Origin of the sequence: Methylobacterium sp. J-068, assembly GCF_022829445.1 — a bacterium.
In the GTDB taxonomy this organism is placed as follows: domain Bacteria; phylum Pseudomonadota; class Alphaproteobacteria; order Rhizobiales; family Beijerinckiaceae; genus Methylobacterium.
The window spans coordinates 20,312-40,615 of the sequence record NZ_JAKSXY010000065.1 but is presented as its reverse complement, the minus strand read 5'-3'; the positions used below and the strand labels follow the sequence as shown (position 1 = coordinate 40,615).

Below are 20,304 nucleotides of genomic sequence, written 5' to 3'. Positions count from 1 at the left end.
CGACCCGTTTGGATCAAGGCACGCCGTGCCTAGATAGGCACGCCGTGCGTCTTCGCGAAGGCCGCCAGGGCCGGGCGAAGGGAGGCGGCGTCCCCGGCGCGCTCCATCTCGGACTCGATCATCGCCGCCACGGCGCCCACATCGAGGCCGAGCACCATCGCCTTCACCGGGCCGATGGCGGCCGGCGACATCGAGAGTTGGCGGAAGCCGAGGCCGATCAGCGCCATCGCCTCCAGGGGGCGCCCGCCGATCTCGCCGCAGACGGTGGCCGGGCAGCCGGCGGCGGCGGCGCGCTCGGCGATGACGCGAAACGCGCGCAGGGCGGGAACGCTGAGGGTGTCGAAGCGATCGGCCACCCGGCGGTTCTCGCGGTCCACCGCGAACAGGAACTGCATGAGGTCGTTCGAGCCCACCGACAGGAAGTCGGCGGCCCGGGCGATCTCGTCGATCTGGAACAGCAGCGAGGGCACCTCGACCATGACGCCGAGCTTGCAGTCGCTCGGCAGGGCGTGGCCGTGCCGGCGCAGGTGCGCCTTCTCGCGCTCGACGATGGCCTTGGCGCGCGTGAACTCGTCGACCGTGGCCACCATCGGGAACATGATCTTGAGCGGCCGCCCGCCCGAGGCCTTCAGGAGGGCGCGCAGCTGCACCCGCAGCAGGGCCGGCCGGTCGAGGCCGATGCGGATCGCGCGCCAGCCGAGCGCCGGGTTCTCCTCTTCGAGGGCCGGCATGTAGGGCAGGATCTTGTCGCCGCCGATGTCGAGGGTACGGATGGTCACCGGCAGGTCGCCGGTCGCGGCGAAGACGGCCTCGTAGAGCGTCTGCTGCTCGGCCGCCGAGGGCATGCGCTGGGCGACCATGAACTGAAGCTCGGTGCGGAACAGCCCGATGCCGTCCGCCCCCGTCTCGTGCAGGTGGCTGAGGTCGATGAGGAGGCCCGCATTCAATTGCAGGCCGATCGCCGTGCCGTCGAGGGTGACGGCCGGCACCTCCCGCAGGGCGCGGTACTGTTCCTGCCGGCGGGCGCGCAGGCGCACCATCTCGGCATAGGCCGCCTCGATCTCCGGGCCGGGCCGGACCTGGATCTCGCCGGTGGCGCCATCGACGATGATGGCGTCGCCCGCGTCGCACAAAGCCGTGGCGTTGGCGATCTCGCCCACCGCCGGGATGCCGAGCGCCCTCGCCACGATGGCGATGTGGCTGGTCGGGCCGCCTTCCTCCAGCACGACGCCGCGCAGGGCCGTGCGGTCGTAGTCGAGCAGCGCCGCCGGGCCCATCGAGCGTGCGACGAGGATCGCGTTCTCGGGCAGCACGCGCTGGGCGCCGTTGCCCTCGGCGCCGATGAGCGTGCGCAGGAGCCGGTTGGCGAGGTCGTCGAGGTCGTGCAGCCGGTCGCGCAGGTAGGGATCGCTCTGGCGCATCATCCGGGCGCGGTTGTCCGACTGGACGCGCTCGACGGCGGCCTCCGCCGTGAGGCCGGAATGCACGGCCTCGCGCATCCGGCGCAACCAGCCCTTGTCGTGCGCGAACATGCGCACGGTCTCCAGCACCTCGCGCGATTCGCCGGTGCCGATGCTGTCGCCGCGCTCCACGAGGTCGTCGATGGCCGAGCGCACCTCGCCGATGGCGAGTTCCAGGCGTTCGACCTCGCGGTCGACGTTCTCGGCGATGAGCTGCTTCACCACGATGCGCGGCTCGTGCAGCACCACGTGTCCGAGGCCGATGCCGTCGGCCAGGGCCACGCCGCGCTGGCTCACGGCCCGGCGCGCCGCCGAGCCGGCGCCGGGCGCCAGGGCCTGCAACTCGCCCGAGGCGATCATCTCCGAGAGCACCATGGCGGTGGTCTGGAGCGCCTCGATCTCCTCCTCGGAATAGACCCGGTAGGTCTTGTTCTGGACGACGAGCACACCGAGCGTGTTGCCGGCGCGCAGGAGCGGCACGCCCAGGAACGCGTGGTAGGCCTCCTCGCCCGTCTCCGGGCGGTAGGAGAAGGACGGGTGCGACTGGGCGTCCGAGAGCGAGAGCGGCTCGGCGGTCTTGGCGATGAGGCCGACGAGGCCCTCGTCGGCGCGCAGCCGTGTCAGGTGGACGGCCTCGCGGTTCAGACCCTCGGTTGCAAACAATTCGAGGATGTTGTCATCGCTGAGCACATAGACCGAGCACACCTCCGCGATCACGTTGGCGGCGATCAGCGTGACGATGCGGTCGAGACGTGCCTGTGGACTGACCGGCTCCGCCATCGCTTCGCGGAGGCGGCGCAGTAGCAGGCGCGGGCCTCCGGGCGCAGCGGGCATGGTCTCTCGATCCGGCTTCGGCCTCGGGTCCGGTCGGCGCGCGCTCGCGCTCCGGGTCTTCAGGCCTGGTCGAGGCCGTATAGCGAGTGGAGCGTGCGAACGGCAAGCTCCGTATAGGCCGCGTCGATCAGGACCGAGAACTTGATCTCCGAGGTGGTGATGGCGCGGATGTTGATTCCCTTCTGCGCCAGCGCCCGGAATGCCTTGGCGGCGACGCCCGCATGGCTGCGCATGCCGACGCCGATGGCCGAGACCTTCACGACATCGGTGGCGCCCTCGATCTGGGCGAACTCGATGACGCCGCTCTGCGCGTCGAGGACCTTTCGCGCGCGATCGTAATCGGCCGACGGGACCGTGAAGGTCATGTCGGTGGTCGACTGATCGCCCGACACGGTCTGGATGATCATGTCGACGTTGATGTTGGCGTCCGCCAGCGGTCCGAAGATGGCGGCGGCGATGCCGGGGCTGTCCTTCACGCCGCGAAGCGTGATCTGCGCCTCGTCCTTGGAGAAGGCGATCCCGGTGATGATCTGCTGTTCCACGATGTCGTCCTCGTCGCAGATGAGGGTGCCGGGCCGGGCATTGTCCGGCGGATCGAATGAGGAGCGCACCGTGGTCGGCACGCGATGGACCATGGCGAGTTCGACGGAGCGGACCTGCAGGACCTTGGCGCCGAGCGACGCCATCTCCAGCATCTCCTCGAAGGTCACGCGCTCCATGCGCTTGGCCTGTCTGACCACGCGCGGATCGGTGGTGTAGACGCCGTCGACGTCGGTGTAGATGTCGCAGCGCTCGGCCCCGATCGCGGCCGCGATGGCGACCGCGCTGGTGTCGGAGCCGCCGCGCCCCAGGGTCGTCACCCGGCCGGTGGCCTCGTGCATGCCCTGGAAGCCGGCGATGACCGCGACCTCGCCGCGCTGGAAGCCGGCATCGAGGCGGGCGCCGTCGATGCCCTCGATCCGGGCCGAGCCGTGCGCGTCGGAGGTCAGGATCGGGATCTGCCAGCCCTGCCAGGAGCGGGCCTTGATGCCGTTCTTCTGGAGGGCGATGGCGAGCAGGCCGGCGGTGACGAGTTCGCCCGAGGCGACCACGGCGTCGTACTCGGCCTCGTCGTAGATCGGATTCGCGTCCTTGACCCAGGCGACCAGCTCGTTGGTCTTGCCCGACATCGCCGAGACCACGACCGCGACCTCGTAGCCGGCCGCGACCTCGCGGGCCACGTGGGCCGCCACGTTGCGGATGCGCTCGACATTGGCGACGGACGTACCGCCGAACTTCATCACCAGACGGGGCATGTTCTCACCAGACGGGGCATGATCCGACCAGACGGGGCTCGTCGCGTCCGCGTCGCGTCGCCTGACCGGGGACTCGGCGTATCACGCGGGAGGGTTTCCCCACCCGTGATGCCCGCCGCGTCGCTTGGCTGCTGTACCGGACAGGGCTTCGGCGGTTACAAGGGCCGCCCTGGCGTGTCAACAATCGCACGCCTCCATCCCACACGAGAACCGCGCAAGACGATGACCGGACCCACAGGCGCCTCCATTGACCGCGACGAGGTCGCCCGCTTCGAGGCCATCGCGGCGACGTGGTGGGACGAGGCCGGGCCGATGCGGGTGCTCCACCGCTTCAACCCGGTCCGCCTCGCCTATATCCGCGACACCGCCTGCCGGCACTTCGGACGCGATCCGCACGCGCCCTTCGCCCTGGAGGGCCTGAGCCTCGTGGATATCGGCTGCGGCGGCGGCGTGCTGGCCGAACCCCTGGCGCGCCTCGGCGCGACCGTGACCGGCCTCGATCCGGCGCCCACGAACGTCAAGGTCGCGCAGGCCCATGCCGACGCGCAGGGCGTGCCGGTCGATTACCGCGCCCGCACCATCGAGGACGTGGTGGCGGGCGGCGAGCGCTTCGACATCGTGCTCGCCATGGAGGTGGTGGAGCACGTGGTCGACATGCCGGCCTTCGTGGCCGAGGCCGCCAGGGCGGTGAAACCGGGCGGCCTGCTGTTCGCCGCCACCATCAACCGGACCCTGCGCTCCTTCGCGCTGGCCATCGTCGGCGCCGAGTACGTCCTCGGCTGGCTGCCGAAGGGGACGCATGACTGGGACAAGTTCGTGCGGCCGGACGAACTCACCCGCGCCGTCGCCGCCGGTGGCCTCACGGTGACGGACACGACCGGAGTGGTGTTCAACCCGCTCGACGGCTCCTGGCGGGCGAGCCGCGACACCGCCGTGAACTACATGATCACGGCCGCGCGGCGCGACGCGGCGGGCCGACCGGCCTGAACATTCGACCCATCCCATCGTTGACCGAGGTCATTCGTGGAGATGTCCGTTGCTCGAGAAGATCCCGCACGCCGTGGGCGCCGCCCTGTCCGGCCTCAAGGCCGGTCTCGACAGGACCGCATACCACTCCGACTTCGCCGACGTTCCGGAGGGCATCGGCCTGACGAGCCTCGCGTTCGAGGACGGCGCGGCGATCCCGGCGCGCTTCACCGCCGATGGAATCGGCTCCGCGCCGCCCCTGGCCTGGAGCGGGTTGCCGGCCGGCACGGCGCGCGTGGTCGTCCTCGTGGAGGACGCGGGCAGCCCGACGCCGAACCCCCTCGTCCATCTCATCGCCTGGAACCTCGATCCGGCCGCGCCGCTCGCCGAGGGGGCCGCGAGCCAGCCCCAATCCGGTCTCGATCTCGGCCAGAACAGCTTCCTGAAGGCGGGCTGGCTGCCGCCCGATCCGCCGACCGGCCATGGGCCGCACGCCTATCTCTTCCAGGCCTACGCCCTCGACACGCCGTTGACGCTCGCGGAGCACCTCGGGCGCGGTGCCCTGCTGGAGGCGATGCAGGGCCACGTCCTGGCCAAAGGGTGCCTGACCGGAAATTACGGCCGCGTCTGATCGGCGGCGCGCTTGCGCCGGGCGGCGCTCCGGTGCAAGCGCCGCTCGACGATCGGACGGAGATTTGGGCATGAAGGCGCTGCTGTGTACCCGGCTCGGGGGGCCGGAGGATCTGGATATCGCGGACCTGACCGATCCGGTGCCGGGTCCGGGCGAGGCCGTGGTCCGCATCACCCTCGCGGCGCTGAACTTCTTCGACACCCTGATCATCGCCGGGCGCTATCAGGTGAAGCCCGACCTGCCGTTCTCGCCCGGCGGCGAGGCCTGCGGCGTGATCGAGGCTCTGGGGCCGGGGGCCGAGGGCTTCGCTGTCGGCGATCGGGTCATCGTCCACCAGAAATTCGGGACCTGCCGCGAGCGGATCGCCGTGGCGACGCGCCATCTCACGCCGGTGCCGGACGGCGTCTCGGATGCGCAGGCCGCCGGCCTGACCATCACCTACGGCACCTCGCTCCACGCCCTCCGAGACCGCGCCCGGCTCCAGCCCGACGAGACCCTGGCGGTGCTCGGCGCGTCGGGCGGGGTCGGTCTCGCGGCGGTGGAACTCGGCGCGATCATGGGCGCGCGCGTCATCGCCTGCGCCTCCTCCCCCGAAAAGCTCGACGTCGCGCGGGCGCACGGCGCCACGATGACGATCGACTACGCCGCCGACGACCTGCGCGCGGGCCTGCGCCGGCTCACGGAGGGGCAGGGGGTCGACGTGATCTACGACCCCATCGGCGGCGATTATGCCGAGCCCGCCCTGCGGTCGCTGGGCTGGAAAGGCCGCTACCTCGTCATCGGGTTCGCGGCCGGCGACATCCCGCGCATCCCCCTGAACCTCGCGCTCCTCAAGGGCATCGACATCCAGGGCGTGCATTGGGGCGTCTTCGTCGAGCGCGAGCCGGAGGCGCACGCGGCGAACCAGGCGCAACTGCTCGCCTGGGTGGCCGAAGGGCGCCTCACCGCCAAGGTCCACGGCGTCTACCCGCTGGCGGATTACGCGGAGGCGCTCGGCATCCTCAAGCGGCGCGAGGCGGTCGGCAAGGTGCTGCTGCGCCTGTCGTGACGCCGCCCGGCCGCCCGCCTCATGGGCGGAACGGAGCTCAGAGGAGCCCGTTCTCCCGGGCCAGCGCCACGAGGTCGTGCTGCGGCCGGGCGCCGATGTGCTGGATGACTTCCGCCGCGGCGAGCGCGCCGAGGCGGGCGCTGGCGACGTGGTCGAGGCCGCGCGCATGGCCGGCGAGGAAGCCCGCCGCGAAGAGGTCGCCCGCGCCCGTGGTGTCCACGAGTTCGTGCACGGGCGAGGCCGCGACGGACTGTACGGCACCGCCCTGGATCACCAGGGCGCCGTCGGCCGAGCGCGTCACGAGGCCGAGCAGGTCCTTGCCGCGCGCGCCGCTCTCGTCGCGCAGGGCCTTGACCGCCGCCTCGGCGTCGTCGGTCTCGTAGAGGCTCTGCAACTCGGCCATGTTGGCGAACAGGATGTCGATGCTGCCGTCGCGGATCAGGCCCAGGAACTCTTCGCGGTAGCGCCCGACGCAGAAGGCGTCCGAGAGCGTCAGGGCTACCGCGTTGCCGGCCTCGTGCGCGATGGTCACGGCCTTGCGGAACGCGTCCTTGGCGGCCGGCGGATCCCAGAGGTAGCCCTCGAGATAGACTACGCGGGCGGCCGCCACCGTGGCGGCATCGACATCGGCCGGGGACAGGCCCTGGCAGGCGCCCAGATAGGTGTTCATCGTGCGCTCGCCGTCCGGCGTCACCAGGATGAAGCAGCGGGCGGTGGCCGCGCCGTCCGTCGCCGCCGCGACGGGGAAGCGCACGCCGGTCGCCTTGAGGTCGTGCGCGAACAGGCCGCCGAGCTCGTCGTCGCGGACCTTGCCGATGAAGGCCGTCTTCGCCCCGAGCATCGCCGCGCCCACCGCCGTGTTGGCGCCGGAGCCGCCGGAGACGATGGTCGCCGGCCCCATGGCGGCGAACAGGGACTCGGCCCGCGCCTCGTCGATCAGCTGCATCGCGCCCTTCGGCACGCCCTGCGCGGCGAGGAAATCCTCCTCGGTGCGGGCGATGAGGTCCACGATGGCATTGCCGAGGACGAGGAGATCGAGGGATTCGGACATCGGGCCGTCCAGTCTGGCGATTGCGTAAAACTGCGCCGGGCTGTGGCATCGCCCCCGCCGGGGGTCAAGCGAGGCGGCGGCTCAGGACTCGGCGAAACATGCCGCGACGTCCAGCCGGAACCCGGGCGGCGTCAGGTCGATCGGACCCGCGGCGGTGATCCGGGTCTCGATCAGCGTCTCGGCGCCGCGCTTGTGGTGGATCACCATGCGCTTGACGGGATCGATGATGAGATAGTGCATGACGCTCGGGATGCGGAAGTAGCCCGCGAGCTTCTGCCCCGTGTCGATCCGCCCGGTGCTCGAGGAGAGCACCTCGACCACGATGACGGGCGTCGGCGCGACGGTGGCGTCGGCATCCAGGCGTGGCCCGCAATAGACCAGGGCATCGGGCTCGAAGCTGGTCGCGTCATCGACGCGGACCGTGACGCCATCGGGCAGCATGTGGCAGGGCAGTCCTGCATCGCGAAGGCCTGCCCGGAGGGCGAACTGCACCGCGAACTTCGTTTCCGCGTGCCGCACCCGCTGCGGCGCCATCGCGAACACCTCGCCGTCGAACAGCTCGAACCGCTCCGGCCGGTGCTCGGCCCAGGCCAGGAATTCCTCGACGCTCATGCGGGATTTCGGCTGAACGCTCATGACCCCCATCGCTCATGGCCCTTACCCTAGCACGGCCGCGCGCCTTGCCGAAGGCGTGGCCGCTATTGCAGGGCCTTGACCTCGCATTGCGCGTAGTCGCTGCTCGCCTTCACGTAGGCGTTCAGGGCCTTGACGTAGGCCTCCGCCAGGGGGCGGAACGCGCCGGCCTCGGCGTTGTAGGCCTTGATCGCATCGTTGTAGCTGTAGGCTTCCCAGCCCGGGCAGCCGCCCTTGGCATCGAGGCAAGCGGGCTTGGCCGGAAGCGGGGGCTTCGTCGGCCGCGCCGTGGCCGGTGGCGGCTCGGGAACCGTGCAGGCGGCCATCGCGGGCCCCGCCGCCAGCAGGCCGCTCAAGCCGAAGGCCGCGAACGCGCCCCTTGCCATCGATGTCCGCATGCGGGGTTTCTCCTTCGCCGAAGATGCGGATCGCTTCATGCGCGTACCTTCTCGGCGGGACAAGGGCCTCGTCGGGACAAGGGCCGGCGGAGCTCCCGCCGGCCGGTACGGCGCCGCTCAGCGGGCGCCGACTACCTGCCGCGCCGGGACGGGTCTCTGCGCGGGCGCCGCCTTGACGGGCGCGCCCTTGCCGGACCTGCTCTTGTCGGCCTTGCTCTTGTCCATCCAGGTCCGAACCGCGTTCAGCACCGGTACGCAGAGGCCGACCGCTAAAACCCACCAGGCCGGCCGGATGGTGTCCGGGATGTCGAGGTTGGCGGACAGGACGAGGCTCGCGGGCACGCCGCTGGCGATGCCGTACCAGGCCGCCTCCAACAGGGCCGTGACGAGGGCCGCCGCGACCGCGAGGGCCAGCAGGGTGAGCGGGTTGGTCGGCCAGCGGAAGCGCTGCATCGCACGGTGGCCCATCAGCAGCAGGAACACGCCGGTCCAGAACACCGGGTCGGACACGTCGATCTTCGCCTGGAGAAAGTAGTGGACCAGCCCCAGGACCGCGATGGTGTAGACGAGCTTGTGCAGGCGCGGCCACGCCTTGCCGAGGCGGCGGATCATCCCGTCCGTGGAGGTGACGCCGAGCACGACGAGGCCGAGCAGGGCCACGAAGCCGATCGTCAGGTAGATCCGCGTCGCGATCTCAGTGACGACTTTCGTCAGCACGAAGTTCTGGTCGACCACGTAGAGCATCAGGTGGATCAGCGCGTAGGCCAGCACCGTGAGCCCCAGCATGCGCCGCACCAGGATCAGCTTCGGAAAATTCGCGATCCGGCGCAGGGGCGTGACCGCCAGCGACAGCAGCAGGAAGCGCACCGCCCACTCGCCGGTGCCGTGCAGGAGCGCCGTGATCGGCTTGGCGCCGAGCGCGTCAGCGGCATAGGCCCCCGCGAGCCAGAAGCCCGGCGCGAGCGCGAACAGGAAGGTGGCGAGCTTCAGGCCGGAGACGCGTCCGGCGCGGTCGCGCCAGGGCGCGGATAAGGCGGGCAGGGCAGGCATGACGATCCGCGGTCGGTGAGGTGATGGGTTAAGCGGTGGGGACGGCGCGCGATCCGTGGGGCGGCGCGCGGTCGCAGCCGAGTCTCTCGGTGTCTTCGCACCGTAGGATCACCGGGTTACACACCTGTGAAGAGGCAGGTGCCGGACCCGACCTCGGCCGGTGCGGCGGCGCGCATGGATTGCTATAAGCCCGCCTCGCGCCCGGCCCCATCACGAAGCAATCCATGCCCCCAGCCCGATCCGATGCCAGCCTCGCCGACATGACCCCCGAGACGGCGCGGGCCGAGCACGCGGACCTCTCGTCGCGGATCGCGGAGGCCGACCGGCTCTATCACCAGGAGGATGCGCCCGAGATCACGGATGCGGAGTACGACGCCCTGCGCCGCCGCCTGGAGACGATCGAGGGCGCGTTCCCGGACCTCGCCGGGACGGGCGCCGCCAGCGCGTCCGTCGGCGCCAAGCCCTCCGAGAAGTTCGCCAAGGTGCGCCACGCCGTGCCGATGCTCTCGCTCGGCAACGCCTTCGCAGACGAGGAGGTCGCGGACTTCGTCGCGCGCGTCAGGCGCTTCCTGAACCGGCCGGAATCGGAGCCCCTGGCCTTCACGGCCGAACCGAAGATCGACGGGCTCTCGCTCGCCCTTCGCTACGAGGACGGGCGCCTCGTCACCGCCGCCACGCGCGGCGACGGCGAGGTCGGCGAGGACGTGACCGTCAATGCCCGCACGGTCTCGGACATCCCGCAGGTGCTCGCGGGCACGTGTTGGCCAGCGGTCTGCGAGGTGCGCGGCGAGGTCTACCTCTCGCACGCGGATTTCGCCGCGATCAACGCCCGCCAGGAAGCGGCGGGCAAGCCGGTCTTCGCCAATCCGCGCAACGCGGCGGCGGGCTCGCTGCGCCAGCTCGACCCGGAGATCACGCGCTCGCGCCCGCTCAAGTTCTTCGCCTATGCCTGGGGCGAGGTGGTGCCGGCGCTCAACGGCACGCAGCACGGCGTGCTGAAGCGGTTCGCCGCCTGGGGCCTGCCGGTCAACGACCGCACGAAGCTCTGCGCCGACGCCGAGGCGATGATCGCCCATTACCGGAGCATCGAGGCGGAGCGAGCCGAGCTCGGCTACGACATCGACGGCGTCGTCTACAAGGTCGACGACCTGAGCCTGCAGCGCCGCCTCGGCTTCGTCTCGCGCTCGCCGCGCTGGGCGCTGGCCCACAAGTTCGCGGCGCAGAAGGCGCTGACCGTGGTCGAGGGCATCGAGATCAATGTCGGGCGCACCGGCTCGCTGAACCCGCTGGCCCGGCTCCGGCCCGTGACGGTGGGAGGCGTCGTCGTCTCGAACGCGACGCTGCACAACGAGGGCTACGTCCAGGGCGTCGGCGGCGACGGCGAACCCATCCGCGACGGGCGCGACATCCGGGTCGGCGACACCGTGGTGGTGCAGCGGGCCGGCGACGTGATCCCGAAGGTGATGGATGTGGTGCTGGAGAAGCGCCCGGCCGAGGCCGAGCCCTACGCCTTCCCGGACCATTGCCCCGCCTGCGGCAGCCGGGCTTTGCGCGAGATCAACCCGCGCACCGGCAAGCCCGATGCGGTGCGCCGCTGCACCGGCGGCCTGATCTGCCCGGCCCAGGGCGTCGAGCGCCTGAAGCACTTCGTCTCGCGCAACGGCTTCGACCTCGAGGGCTTCGGCCAGACCTATATCGAGGTGCTCTTCGAGGCCGGTCTGGTGCGCCAGCCCGCCGACCTGTTCCGCCTCGACTTCGAGCCCCTGAAGGCCGCCATCGTGGCACGCCGCGAGGCGCTGTCGGCCGAGCGCCGGGCGGACGGCGCGCCCGCGCCGAAGAAGGCGGCCAAGAAGAAGGGTGACGACGAGGACAAGGCGATCAAGAACCTGCTCGCCTCGGTGGAGGACCGCCGGAGCCTGCCGCTGAACCGCTTCCTCTTCGCCCTCGGCATTCCCGACATCGGCGAATCCACCGCCAAGGCCCTGGCCAAGCGCTTTTCCGACATGCCGGCCCTGATGGACGGCGTCGCGGCGGCAGGCCGCGCTCAGGCGGGGCCGGACTGGATCGCATTCTCGGCTCTGCCGCGCATCGGCCCGACCACCCGCGACCGGCTTCTCGAATTCGGTTTTCCGCGTGACCTCGCGGAGGCCGACGAGAACGAGGAGGGCGAGGCGCAGCCGCAGGGCCGCGTTCGCCTCTCCGCCCCCCAGCGTGCCAGCCTGCTCGCGCATTACGGAGACGCGGACGCCATCGCGGCCGGCATCGTGCGGGCGGCCGAGGAGCGGCCGGGCGACGCCTACCGTCACTTCGCCGATGACGGCGAGATCGGTCCGGTGGCGACGGATTCGCTGATCGCGTTCTTCTCCGAGCCGCACAACCACGCGGCGGTCCGCGCGCTCCTCGCCGAGGTGGGGACCGAGGCGATGGCCGCGCCCGCCACCGCGACCGCCTTCGCGGGCAAGACGATCGTGTTCACCGGCTCGCTGGAGCGCATGACCCGCTCCGAGGCCAAGGCCACGGCCGAGCGCCTGGGGGCCAAGGTCTCGGGCTCGGTCTCGGCCAAGACCGACCTCGTGGTGGCGGGGCCCGGCGCCGGCTCCAAGCTGAAGGATGCCGAGAAGCACGGCGTGGAGGTGGTCAGCGAGGAGGCCTGGCTCGCCCTCGTCGCCAGCGCTTGAGCCGAGAATCTCGGGCGCCTAGATTTGCGCCCGGCCGCACCCGGCCGGACCAGGGCCGTTCACGTCGCGCATGACCGTCATCGCCATCGATTTCGAGACCGCCAACGAGCGGCGGGACTCGGCCTGCGCCGTGGGCCTCGCCTGGATCGCCGACGGGGCCGTGGTCCGGCGGGAATCCCGGCTGATCCGGCCGCCCGAGCTGCGCTTCGCGCCGGGCAACATCCGGGTCCACGGCATCGTGCCGGCCGATGTCCGGACCCGGCCGGAATTTCCGGACGTGATGGCCGAGTTCCTGCCGGATCTCGCCTCCGGCCTGATCCTCGCCCACAATGCCGGCTTCGACATGGGCGTACTGCGGGCGTCGCTCGCGGCCTACGGGATGCACCCGCCGGCCTTCGCGTATCTCTGCACGCTCCAGATCGCCCGGCGCGTCTTTCCGGCGGAGGAGGGGTGCGGCCTCGGCAAGGTGGCGGCCCGCCTCGGCATCCGCTTCGAGCACCACGACGCCGGCGAGGACGCCTATGCCTGCGCGGAGATCGCGCTCGCGGCCGCGCGCCAGACCGGCGCGCCGAGCATCCCGGCCCTGTCGCGGGCGATCCACCTGCCCATCACCACGGTGCCGGCCGGGCCGGACTCGATCGGTTCGGGCTTGATCGATTCGAACTCGGCGCAGCGCCCGGGGAGCCGGCCGGGTTCCCTCGCCGAGCGTGCCCGCATGGCGGCGGGAGGCCGTCCGTCCTCGGCGCCCGGCCTGCACTTCGCGGTGCGCGGCAGCAGCGGCAACCGCTACGCCGTGACGCTGGAGGATCGCACCGGCGGCCCGCACCTGCGCTGCACCTGCATGGCCGGCCGCTACGGCACCCGCTGCCGCCACGTGAAGGCCCTGCTCGACGGCGACATCACCGACCTGCTCTCGGGCAACCACGCGGATGTCGAGGCCTTGCGCCGGCGGATGATCGCGACGCAGGAGGGGTGATATTGGCTCCGTTTGATCCCCTTGGCTTGTTAATCGCCTTGGCTTGGCTGGACGCGATGCGCTCCCTCTCTTGGAAGGAGAGGGTTGGGGAGAGGTGTGGTCCATCTTCGGATAGGTCACGCACCTCACCCTGTCCCACTCCTTCCAGGAGACGGAACCCGCGCCCGCCACCCACCGAATGGATCGCAACCACCGTGCGGGATCGTAACGAGGCGGTGGGACATTCGAGCGCGGTCCGAGGCCGCCCTCCCGACGAGGGCGACCGCGAGGCGGCTTTCAGGCCGCCTTCCTGGCCGCCGCATCCCCGTAGAACGTGCCGCCACGGGCGGCCATGTCGAGGAGGTTCTGCGGAACGGCGAAGCGCGGGCCGTGCTTGGCCTCCAGCCCCTGGGCCAGCGACACGAAGGCCTGCGCGCCCATGAAGTCGATGTAGGACAGGGCGCCCCCGGTGAAGGGCGCGAAGCCGAAGCCGAGGATCGAGCCGACATCCGCCTCGCGCGGGTCGGTGACCACGCCCTCGCCGACCGTGCGGGCGGCCTCCAGGGCCTGGACCACGAGGAGGCGCTGCTTCAACTCCGCGAAATCCACCGAATCCGGATCGACCTTCGCGGTCTGCAACGCGGCGAGGCCGGGCCACAGGCGCTTCGGCGCGCCCTCGGGATAATCGTAGAAGCCCTTTCTGTTCTTGCGCCCGAGCCGGCCCTCGCCCTCGACGAGGCTGGTGAGCAGCGCCTTCTGGGCGGGGTCGATGCTGTCGGCCCCGAGCTGCGCCTCCGTGGCCTTGACGATCTTCAGGGCGAGGTCGACCGCGACCTCGTCGGTGAGCGAGAGCGGGCCGACCGGCATGCCGGCCTGGCGGCCGGCATTCTCGATCATCGCCGCCGGGATGCCCTCGTTGAGCATCGTGTGGCCTTCCAGCAGGTAGGCCCCGACGCAGCGATTGGCGAAGAAGCCGCGCGCGTCGTTGACGACGATCGGCGTCTTCTTGATCGCCCGGACGTAGTCGAGGGCGGTGGCGAGCGCCGCGTCGCTCGTCTGGTCGCCCTTGATGATCTCGACGAGCATCATCTTCTCCACGGGCGAGAAGAAGTGGATGCCGACGAAGTGCTCCGGCCGGGACGAGGTCTTGGCCAGCCCGGTGATCGGCAGGGTGGAGGTGTTGGAGGCGAAGATCGCGTCCGGCCGGATCACGGCCTCGACCTTTGCGATGACCTCGGCCTTCACCCGCGGGTCCTCGAACACCGCCTCGATGACGAGGTCGCAGGCGCCGAGATCGGCGTAGTCGGCGCTGGCGGTGATGCGGCCGAGCAGGGCGTCGCGGTCGGCGGTCTTGGCACGGCCCTTGTTGATCTGGTCGGTGACGAGCTTGTGCGCGTAGGCCTTGCCCTTCTCCGCCGCCTCGATCGACTGGTCGACGAGCACGACCTCCATGCCCGCGTTGGCGCTGACATAGGCGACGCCCGCGCCCATGAAGCCGGCGCCGACGACGCCGATCGTCTTCACGGCGGTGGCGGGCACGTCCTTCGGGCGACGCGCACCCTTGTTCAATTCGCCCATGGAGAGGAACAGCGTGCGGATCATCGCCGCCGCCTCCTTCGTGCGCAGGATGTGGGCGAAGTAGCGGCTCTCGACGCGCAACGCCTGATCCATCGGCAGTTGCAGGCCCTCGTAGACCGAGGCCAGGATCGCCTTGGCAGCGGGGTAGTTGTCGTGCGTCTCGCGGCGGTAGATCGCGTTGGCGGGCGGCCAGATCATCATGCCCCCCGGCGAATAGACCTTGCCGGACGGCGCCTTGAACTTCGGCTGGTCCCAGGGCGCCACGGCCGAGCCGCCGGCCGCGATCCATGCCTTGGCCTTCGCGACGATCTCGTCCTTGGGCGCGACCTCGTGGACGAGGCCCATGTTCCTGGCCATCAGGGGGCGGATCTGCTCGCCCTTGAACAGCATCTGCAGGGCGTCGCCCGTCTGCATCAGGCGCGCCACGCGCTGGGTTCCGCCGCCGCCCGGGAACAGGCCGACCTTGATCTCGGGCAGGCCGACGCGGGTCTTCGGATCGTCCGAGAGCACGCGGTGATGGCAGGACAGGGCGAGTTCGAAGGCGCCGCCGAGGCAGATGCCGTTCACGGCCGCCGCGAAGGGCTTGCCGCAGGTCTCCAGCTTGCGGAACACCAGGGTCAGCTTGCGCGATTCCTCGAAGAAGTGGCGCATGGCCTCCTCCTCGCCGCGCTCGGCCTTCAGCGTCTCGAACGCGCGGCCGAGGCCCTGGAGCATCGTCAGGTCGGCGCCACCCGAGAAGTTGTCCTTGCCCGAGACGATGACGCAGCCCTTGATCGCCGCATCGGCGACCACGGCGTCGACGATCCGACCCAGCTCGTCCATCACCGCGTTGGTGAAGACGTTCATGGAGCGGCCCGGCATGTCCCAGGTCGCCAGCGCGATCCCGTCGGCATCGGTCTCGAGACGGAAGTTCGTGAGATTCATCGCTGATCCTCGGTTTGGCGTCGAACGGTGGGGTCCGCGAACGCGGTTAAGCCAATGTCAAAACTTATGGATGCAATCCGGATTGCTGGAAGCATCTTGCGGGCAGGGGACGAGACCATGACCGGACGGATCGGTTGCCAGGGCTGCCGCGACGGCGCCGAACTCGACTTCACATTCACCATGGCGTTTCAGCCGATCCTCGATCTCGCCGCCGGCCGCGTCTGGGGCTACGAGGCCCTGGTGCGCGGCGCGGGCGGTGAATCCGCCGCCTCGATCCTCGCGCGCGTGACGCCCGAGACCGTGTATCGCTTCGATCAGGCGGCGCGGGTGAAGGCGATCGAACTCGCCGGCCGCCTGTTTCCGGCCGACGACGCGACGCGCCTCTCGATCAACTTCATGCCGAACGCCGTCTACGAGCCGGCGGCCTGCATCCGCTCGTCCCTGGAGGCGGCGCGGCGGGCCGGCTTCGCCCACGACCGGATCATGTTCGAGTTCACCGAGAACGAGAAGTTCCGCGACACCGCCCACGTCTCGCGCATCGTCTCCGAGTACCGCCGGCAGGGCTTCCTCACGGCGCTGGACGATTTCGGCGCGGGCTTCGCCGGCCTGAGCCTGCTGGCGAATTTCCGCCCCGACCTGATCAAGATCGACATGGACCTCCTGCGCGGCATCGACGCCGATGCGCGCCGGCGCGTCATCGTCGCGGGCATCCTCGCGATGGCCCGCGCGCTGGACATCGCGGTGATCGCGGAGGGCGTGGAGACGGCGGCCGAGCTCGAGACCCTGCGCGGCCTCGGCGCGACCCTGTTCCAGGGCTATCACTTCGCCAAGCCCCTTCTGGAGGCGCTGCCCCCGGTCGCGGGCTTCATCATGGGCGGATTTCCCGTGGCCGGCTTGCCCAAGGCGGATCTGCTCATGGCGGATCTGCTCATGGCGGATCTGCCAGTGAGCGGCTCCGCCCTCGCGCGATCGGCTTGAGCCGGCCATCGGGTCGCCCGCCGCGTCGCGTCAGCGCGCCGGCATCGGCATGGGGGCGGCACCCCCGCCGGCGGCGGCATCGCCGGCCGAGGCGATCGCCAGCATGTTGAGGAGCTTCGTCACCGAGGCCTGCGAGATCGTGGTCACGGTGGAGGCCGGATCCGCGTTGACCGTCTGGAACTTCTGGTAGGTCTTGTCGCCGTAGATCTCGCTGAGGTGCTTCAGCTCGTCGAGGGAGAACTTCTCCGCATAGGCCTTCGACAGGCCCTCGAGCATGATCTCGCGCTGCTTGTCGAACTCGGCGCGGATTTCCTTGCGGACCGCATCGGCCTTGTCGTCCTTCATCGGGGCGACGGTCTTCTCCAGGGCGCCGTTGAAGCCGACTTCCAGGTTCTTGAGCGTGGTCTTCTGGACGAGGTCCCTGGCCGTCGCGATCCGGTCGGCCATGTCGTCGGCGCGGGCGGCGATCGGCAGGCACAGGGCCGTGGTCAGGCAGAGGGTGGCGAGCAGGCGCGTCATCGTGGCGTGTCCTCAATGTTCTTGGTTTTGAACCCGCCGCCGGGCGGCGGCGGGCGCCGCCCTCTAACCCATTGGGCCGGCAATGGGGAGGCGAGCGGGCTTCAAACCCGCTCGATGATGGTCGCGGTGCCCATGCCGGCGCCGATGCACAGGGTCACCAGCGCGCGCTCCTTGCCGGTGCGCTCCAGTTCGTCGAGCACCGTGCCGAGGATCATCGCCCCGGTCGCGCCGAGCGGGTGGCCCATGGCGATGGCGCCGCCGCAGACGTTGATCCGGGCCGGATCGACGTCGAAGGCCTGCTGGAAGCGCAGCACCACCGCCGCGAAGGCCTCGTTGACCTCGAACAGGTCGATGTCGGACAGGCTCATGCCGGCCCGCGCCAGAACCTTCTTCGTCACGTCGACGGGCCCGGTCAGCATCAGGGCCGGGTCGGAGCCGATATTGGCGAAGGCGCGGATGCGAGCGCGGGGCCTCAAGCCCGCCGCGCTGCCGGCCTCGGCCGAGCCGATCAGCACGGCCGCGGCCCCGTCGACGATGCCCGACGAGTTGCCGGCGTGGTGCACGTGGTTGAGCGTCTCGACGTCTGGATGCGCATCGATCGCCACCGCGTCGAAGCCGCCCATCTGGCCCATCTGCACGAAGGAGGCCTTGAGCTGGCCGAGCGACTGCATGTCGGTGGAGGGGCGCATGTGCTCGTCGCTGGCGAGCAGGGTGATGCCGTTGATGTCGCGCACCGGAACCACCGCGTTCGCGAAGCGGCCCTCGGACCAGGATGCGGCGGAGCGCTTCTGCGACTCGACCGCGTAGGCGTCGCAATCGTCGCGGGAGAAGCCGTATTTCGAGGCGATGAGGTCGGCCGAGACGCCCTGCGGCATGAACCAGGACTTGATCGCGATGGCGGGGTCCACCGGCCAGGCGCCGCCCGAGGCGCCGAGGCCGACGCGGCTCATCGACTCGACGCCGCCGCCCACCGTCATGTCGTGCTGCCCGGCCATGACCTGTGCGGCGGCGAAGTTCACCGCGTCGAGCCCCGAGGCGCAGAAGCGGTTGATCTGCACGCCCGGCACGTGGGTGCCGTAATCGGCCACCAGGGCGGCGGCCCGGGCGATGTCGCCGCCGGCCTCGCCCACGGGATCGACGCAGCCGAGCACGACGTCGTCGACGCGCCGCGTGTCGAGGTCGTTGCGCTCCTTGAGGGCGCGGAGCGCGACCTCGGCGAGGCGCAGGGCCGTCACCTCGTGCAGCGATCCATCGGGCTTGCCGCGTCCCCGGGGGGTGCGGACATGGTCGTAGATGAAGGCCTCGGGCATGCGCGCTTCCTTGCTTCCCTCCCTCCTTCGCGGGGGAGGGTGGCGAACGTCAGTGAGCCGGGAGAGGGGAGCGCCATGGCCGGACGCGGCGCTCCCCTCTCCCGACCCGGCCTCGCGGCCGGGCCACCCTCTCCCGCGAAGGGGAGAGGGCACGGAGCCTTCTTAGAAAGCCTCGGCGGCCAGCGCCATGGTCGTTTCCGATCCGGCCTTGATCCGCACGAGGCGCATCGCGGTCTCGGGCAGCATCCGCTCCATGTAGAAGCGCCCCACCACCAGCTTGGTCGCCATCGCCTCGGACGGGGTCTCCGCCTGCCGCGCCAGGGCGGCCTTGGCGATGCGGGCCCACATGTAGCCCATGGCGACGAGGCCGAGGAGGTGCATGTAGTCGGTGGCGCCGGCCCCCGCGTTGTCGGGCTTCGTGAAGGCGTTCTGCATGAACCACATGGTGGCGCCCTGCAGGTCGTTCAGCCCGGTCTGGAGCGGCGCGACATAAGCCTTCATGGCCTCGTCCTCGCCGTGGTCCTTGATGAAGGTCTGGACCTCGCCGAGGAAGCTCATCATGGCGCGGCCGCCGTCCTTGGGCAGCTTGCGGCCGATGAGGTCCATCGCCTGGATGCCGTTGGCGCCCTCGTAGATCATCGCGATGCGGGCATCGCGCACGAACTGCGACATGCCCCATTCCTCGATGTAGCCGTGGCCGCCGAACATCTGCTGCGCCTCGACGGCGTTCGCGAAGCCCCGGTCGGTGAGCACGCCCTTCACCACGGGCGTCATCAGGCCCATGTGGTCCTCGGCGTTCTGCCGCTCGGCCGCATCGTCGGAGCGGTGCCCGATATCGGCCTGGAGGGCGGTCCAGAGCACGAGCGCGCGCGCGGCCTCGTTGAACGCGCGGATGCCCATCAGCGTGCGGCGCACGTCGGGATGGACGATGATCGGATCGGCGGCCTTCTCGGGCGCCTTGGCGCCGGTGAGCGCGCGGCCCTGGAGCCGGTCCTTCGCGTAGGCGACGGCGTTCTGGTAGGCGACCTCGGACTGTCCGAGGCCCTGGACGCCGACCGCGAGGCGCGCCTCGTTCATCATCACGAACATCGCGTTGAGCCCGCGATTCTCCTGGCCGACGAGCCAGCCCGTGGCGCCGTCGTAGTTCATGACGCAGGTCGAGTTGCCGTGGATGCCCATCTTGTGCTCGAGGGAGCCGCAGGAGACCGGGTTGCGCCGGCCCAGCGAGCCGTCCGCGTTCACCAGGAATTTCGGCACCACGAAGAGCGAGATGCCCTTGGTGCCGGCCGGCGCGCCCTCGATGCGGGCGATGACGAGGTGGACGATGTTCTCGGAGAGGTCGTGCTCGCCCGCCGAGATGAAGATCTTGGTGCCCGTGAGGCTGTAGGAGCCGTCGCCGTTCGGCACGGCCCTGGTCTTCAGGAGGCCGAGATCCGTGCCGCAATGCGGCTCGGTCAGGTTCATGGTGCCGGTCCAGGCGCCCTCGACCATCTTCGGCAGGTAGAGCGCCTTCTGCTCCTCGGAGCCGTGGACGAGGAGGGCGGCCATCGCCCCCTGGGTCAGGCCCGGATACATCCCGAGGGCGAGGTTGGCGCCGGACGCGAATTCCTGGATCGCGGTGTTGAGCGTGTGCGGGAGGCCCTGGCCGCCATAGGCCTCGGGCATCGAGAGGCCCATCCAGCCGCCGCCCGCATAGGTGTCGTAAGCCGCCTTGAAGCCCTTCGGCGTCGTCACGCTGCCATCGGGATGCCGGGTGCAGCCCTCCCGGTCGCCGACCGGGTTCAGGGGCGCGAGCACCGTCTCGGCGAGCTTGGCGCCCTCGTTCAGCACCGCCTCGATCACGTCGGCGGACGCGTCCGAGAAGCCGCGCAGGTTGTCGTAGCGGTGGAACGCGAACACGTCGTTCAGGAGGAACAGGACGTCCTCGACCGGTGCCTTGTAGCTTGGCATCGCGCAGCATCTCCCCGGAAATCGACGCGGTCCTGACCGGCCTCCC

At 70.5% G+C, this 20,304-nt stretch carries 16 protein-coding genes; 6 read left to right on the top strand and 10 right to left on the bottom strand.

Annotated features, from left to right (window positions below; genetic code table 11):
* Positions 1 to 29 precede the first annotated feature (29 nt).
* Positions 30 to 2,294, bottom strand: a complete 2,265-nt coding sequence (gene ptsP, locus MKK54_RS09275) for a phosphoenolpyruvate--protein phosphotransferase (RefSeq protein ID WP_244010512.1) — start codon at positions 2,292 to 2,294, stop codon at positions 30 to 32.
* A gap of 59 nt (positions 2,295 to 2,353) precedes the next feature.
* Positions 2,354 to 3,589, bottom strand: coding sequence for an aspartate kinase (locus MKK54_RS09270; protein ID WP_244010511.1), 1,236 nt, complete (start codon positions 3,587 to 3,589; stop codon positions 2,354 to 2,356).
* A 222-nt stretch (positions 3,590 to 3,811) separates the two neighbouring features.
* Here MKK54_RS09270 and ubiG point away from each other — a divergent pair, with 222 nt between their 5' ends.
* The 3 genes from ubiG to MKK54_RS09255 all read left to right on the top strand — a co-directional run bounded on the left by ubiG (position 3,812) and on the right by MKK54_RS09255 (position 6,234).
* Positions 3,812 to 4,576 (top strand): bifunctional 2-polyprenyl-6-hydroxyphenol methylase/3-demethylubiquinol 3-O-methyltransferase UbiG, encoded by a 765-nt coding sequence (ubiG, locus tag MKK54_RS09265; RefSeq protein WP_244010510.1) that lies wholly within the window; start codon positions 3,812 to 3,814, stop codon positions 4,574 to 4,576.
* Positions 4,577 to 4,625: 49 nt separating this feature from the next.
* Positions 4,626 to 5,186: a YbhB/YbcL family Raf kinase inhibitor-like protein gene (locus tag MKK54_RS09260; protein WP_244010509.1), complete on the top strand. Its 561-nt coding sequence runs from the start codon at positions 4,626 to 4,628 to the stop codon at positions 5,184 to 5,186.
* 70 nt (positions 5,187 to 5,256) lie between these two features.
* Positions 5,257 to 6,234 (top strand): NADPH:quinone oxidoreductase family protein, encoded by a 978-nt coding sequence (locus MKK54_RS09255; protein WP_244010508.1) that lies wholly within the window; start codon positions 5,257 to 5,259, stop codon positions 6,232 to 6,234.
* Positions 6,235 to 6,271: 37 nt separating this feature from the next.
* Here MKK54_RS09255 and MKK54_RS09250 read toward each other — a convergent pair whose 3' ends face one another.
* The 4 genes from MKK54_RS09250 to MKK54_RS09235 all read right to left on the bottom strand — a co-directional run bounded on the left by MKK54_RS09250 (position 6,272) and on the right by MKK54_RS09235 (position 9,366).
* Positions 6,272 to 7,285: an adenosine kinase gene (locus MKK54_RS09250; RefSeq protein ID WP_244010507.1), complete on the bottom strand. Its 1,014-nt coding sequence runs from the start codon at positions 7,283 to 7,285 to the stop codon at positions 6,272 to 6,274.
* A gap of 81 nt (positions 7,286 to 7,366) precedes the next feature.
* Positions 7,367 to 7,921 carry a Uma2 family endonuclease gene (locus tag MKK54_RS09245; RefSeq protein ID WP_244010506.1) on the bottom strand — a complete coding sequence of 185 codons (555 nt, stop codon included), beginning with the start codon at positions 7,919 to 7,921 and terminating at the stop codon, positions 7,367 to 7,369.
* 62 nt (positions 7,922 to 7,983) lie between these two features.
* Positions 7,984 to 8,316, bottom strand: a complete 333-nt coding sequence (locus tag MKK54_RS09240) for a hypothetical protein (RefSeq protein WP_244010505.1) — start codon at positions 8,314 to 8,316, stop codon at positions 7,984 to 7,986.
* Between the two features lie 117 nt (positions 8,317 to 8,433).
* Complete coding sequence (locus MKK54_RS09235) at positions 8,434 to 9,366, bottom strand: sulfite oxidase heme-binding subunit YedZ (RefSeq protein WP_244010504.1); 933 nt, start codon at positions 9,364 to 9,366, stop codon at positions 8,434 to 8,436.
* Between the two features lie 224 nt (positions 9,367 to 9,590).
* On the opposite strand from MKK54_RS09235, the gene ligA reads away from it, so the two are divergent.
* Positions 9,591 to 12,044, top strand: a complete 2,454-nt coding sequence (gene ligA, locus MKK54_RS09230) for an NAD-dependent DNA ligase LigA (RefSeq protein WP_244010503.1) — start codon at positions 9,591 to 9,593, stop codon at positions 12,042 to 12,044.
* Positions 12,045 to 12,114: 70 nt separating this feature from the next.
* Positions 12,115 to 13,020, top strand: coding sequence for a 3'-5' exonuclease (locus MKK54_RS09225; protein ID WP_244010502.1), 906 nt, complete (start codon positions 12,115 to 12,117; stop codon positions 13,018 to 13,020).
* A gap of 276 nt (positions 13,021 to 13,296) precedes the next feature.
* Here the strand turns inward: MKK54_RS09225 and MKK54_RS09220 are convergent, their stop codons facing one another.
* On the bottom strand, positions 13,297 to 15,501 hold the full coding sequence (locus tag MKK54_RS09220; RefSeq protein ID WP_244010501.1) for a 3-hydroxyacyl-CoA dehydrogenase NAD-binding domain-containing protein: 2,205 nt from the start codon (positions 15,499 to 15,501) through the stop codon (positions 13,297 to 13,299).
* Between the two features lie 117 nt (positions 15,502 to 15,618).
* Here MKK54_RS09220 and MKK54_RS09215 point away from each other — a divergent pair, with 117 nt between their 5' ends.
* Entirely contained in the window at positions 15,619 to 16,479 is an 861-nt protein-coding gene (locus MKK54_RS09215) for an EAL domain-containing protein (protein WP_244010500.1), read from the top strand.
* Between the two features lie 30 nt (positions 16,480 to 16,509).
* Here MKK54_RS09215 and MKK54_RS09210 read toward each other — a convergent pair whose 3' ends face one another.
* The 3 genes from MKK54_RS09210 to MKK54_RS09200 form a co-directional block, all read right to left on the bottom strand.
* Positions 16,510 to 16,998: a hypothetical protein gene (locus MKK54_RS09210; protein WP_244010499.1), complete on the bottom strand. Its 489-nt coding sequence runs from the start codon at positions 16,996 to 16,998 to the stop codon at positions 16,510 to 16,512.
* A gap of 101 nt (positions 16,999 to 17,099) precedes the next feature.
* Positions 17,100 to 18,308 (bottom strand): acetyl-CoA C-acetyltransferase, encoded by a 1,209-nt coding sequence (locus MKK54_RS09205; protein WP_244010498.1) that lies wholly within the window; start codon positions 18,306 to 18,308, stop codon positions 17,100 to 17,102.
* A 162-nt stretch (positions 18,309 to 18,470) separates the two neighbouring features.
* On the bottom strand, positions 18,471 to 20,258 hold the full coding sequence (locus MKK54_RS09200; protein WP_244010497.1) for an acyl-CoA dehydrogenase C-terminal domain-containing protein: 1,788 nt from the start codon (positions 20,256 to 20,258) through the stop codon (positions 18,471 to 18,473).
* Positions 20,259 to 20,304 lie beyond the last annotated feature (46 nt).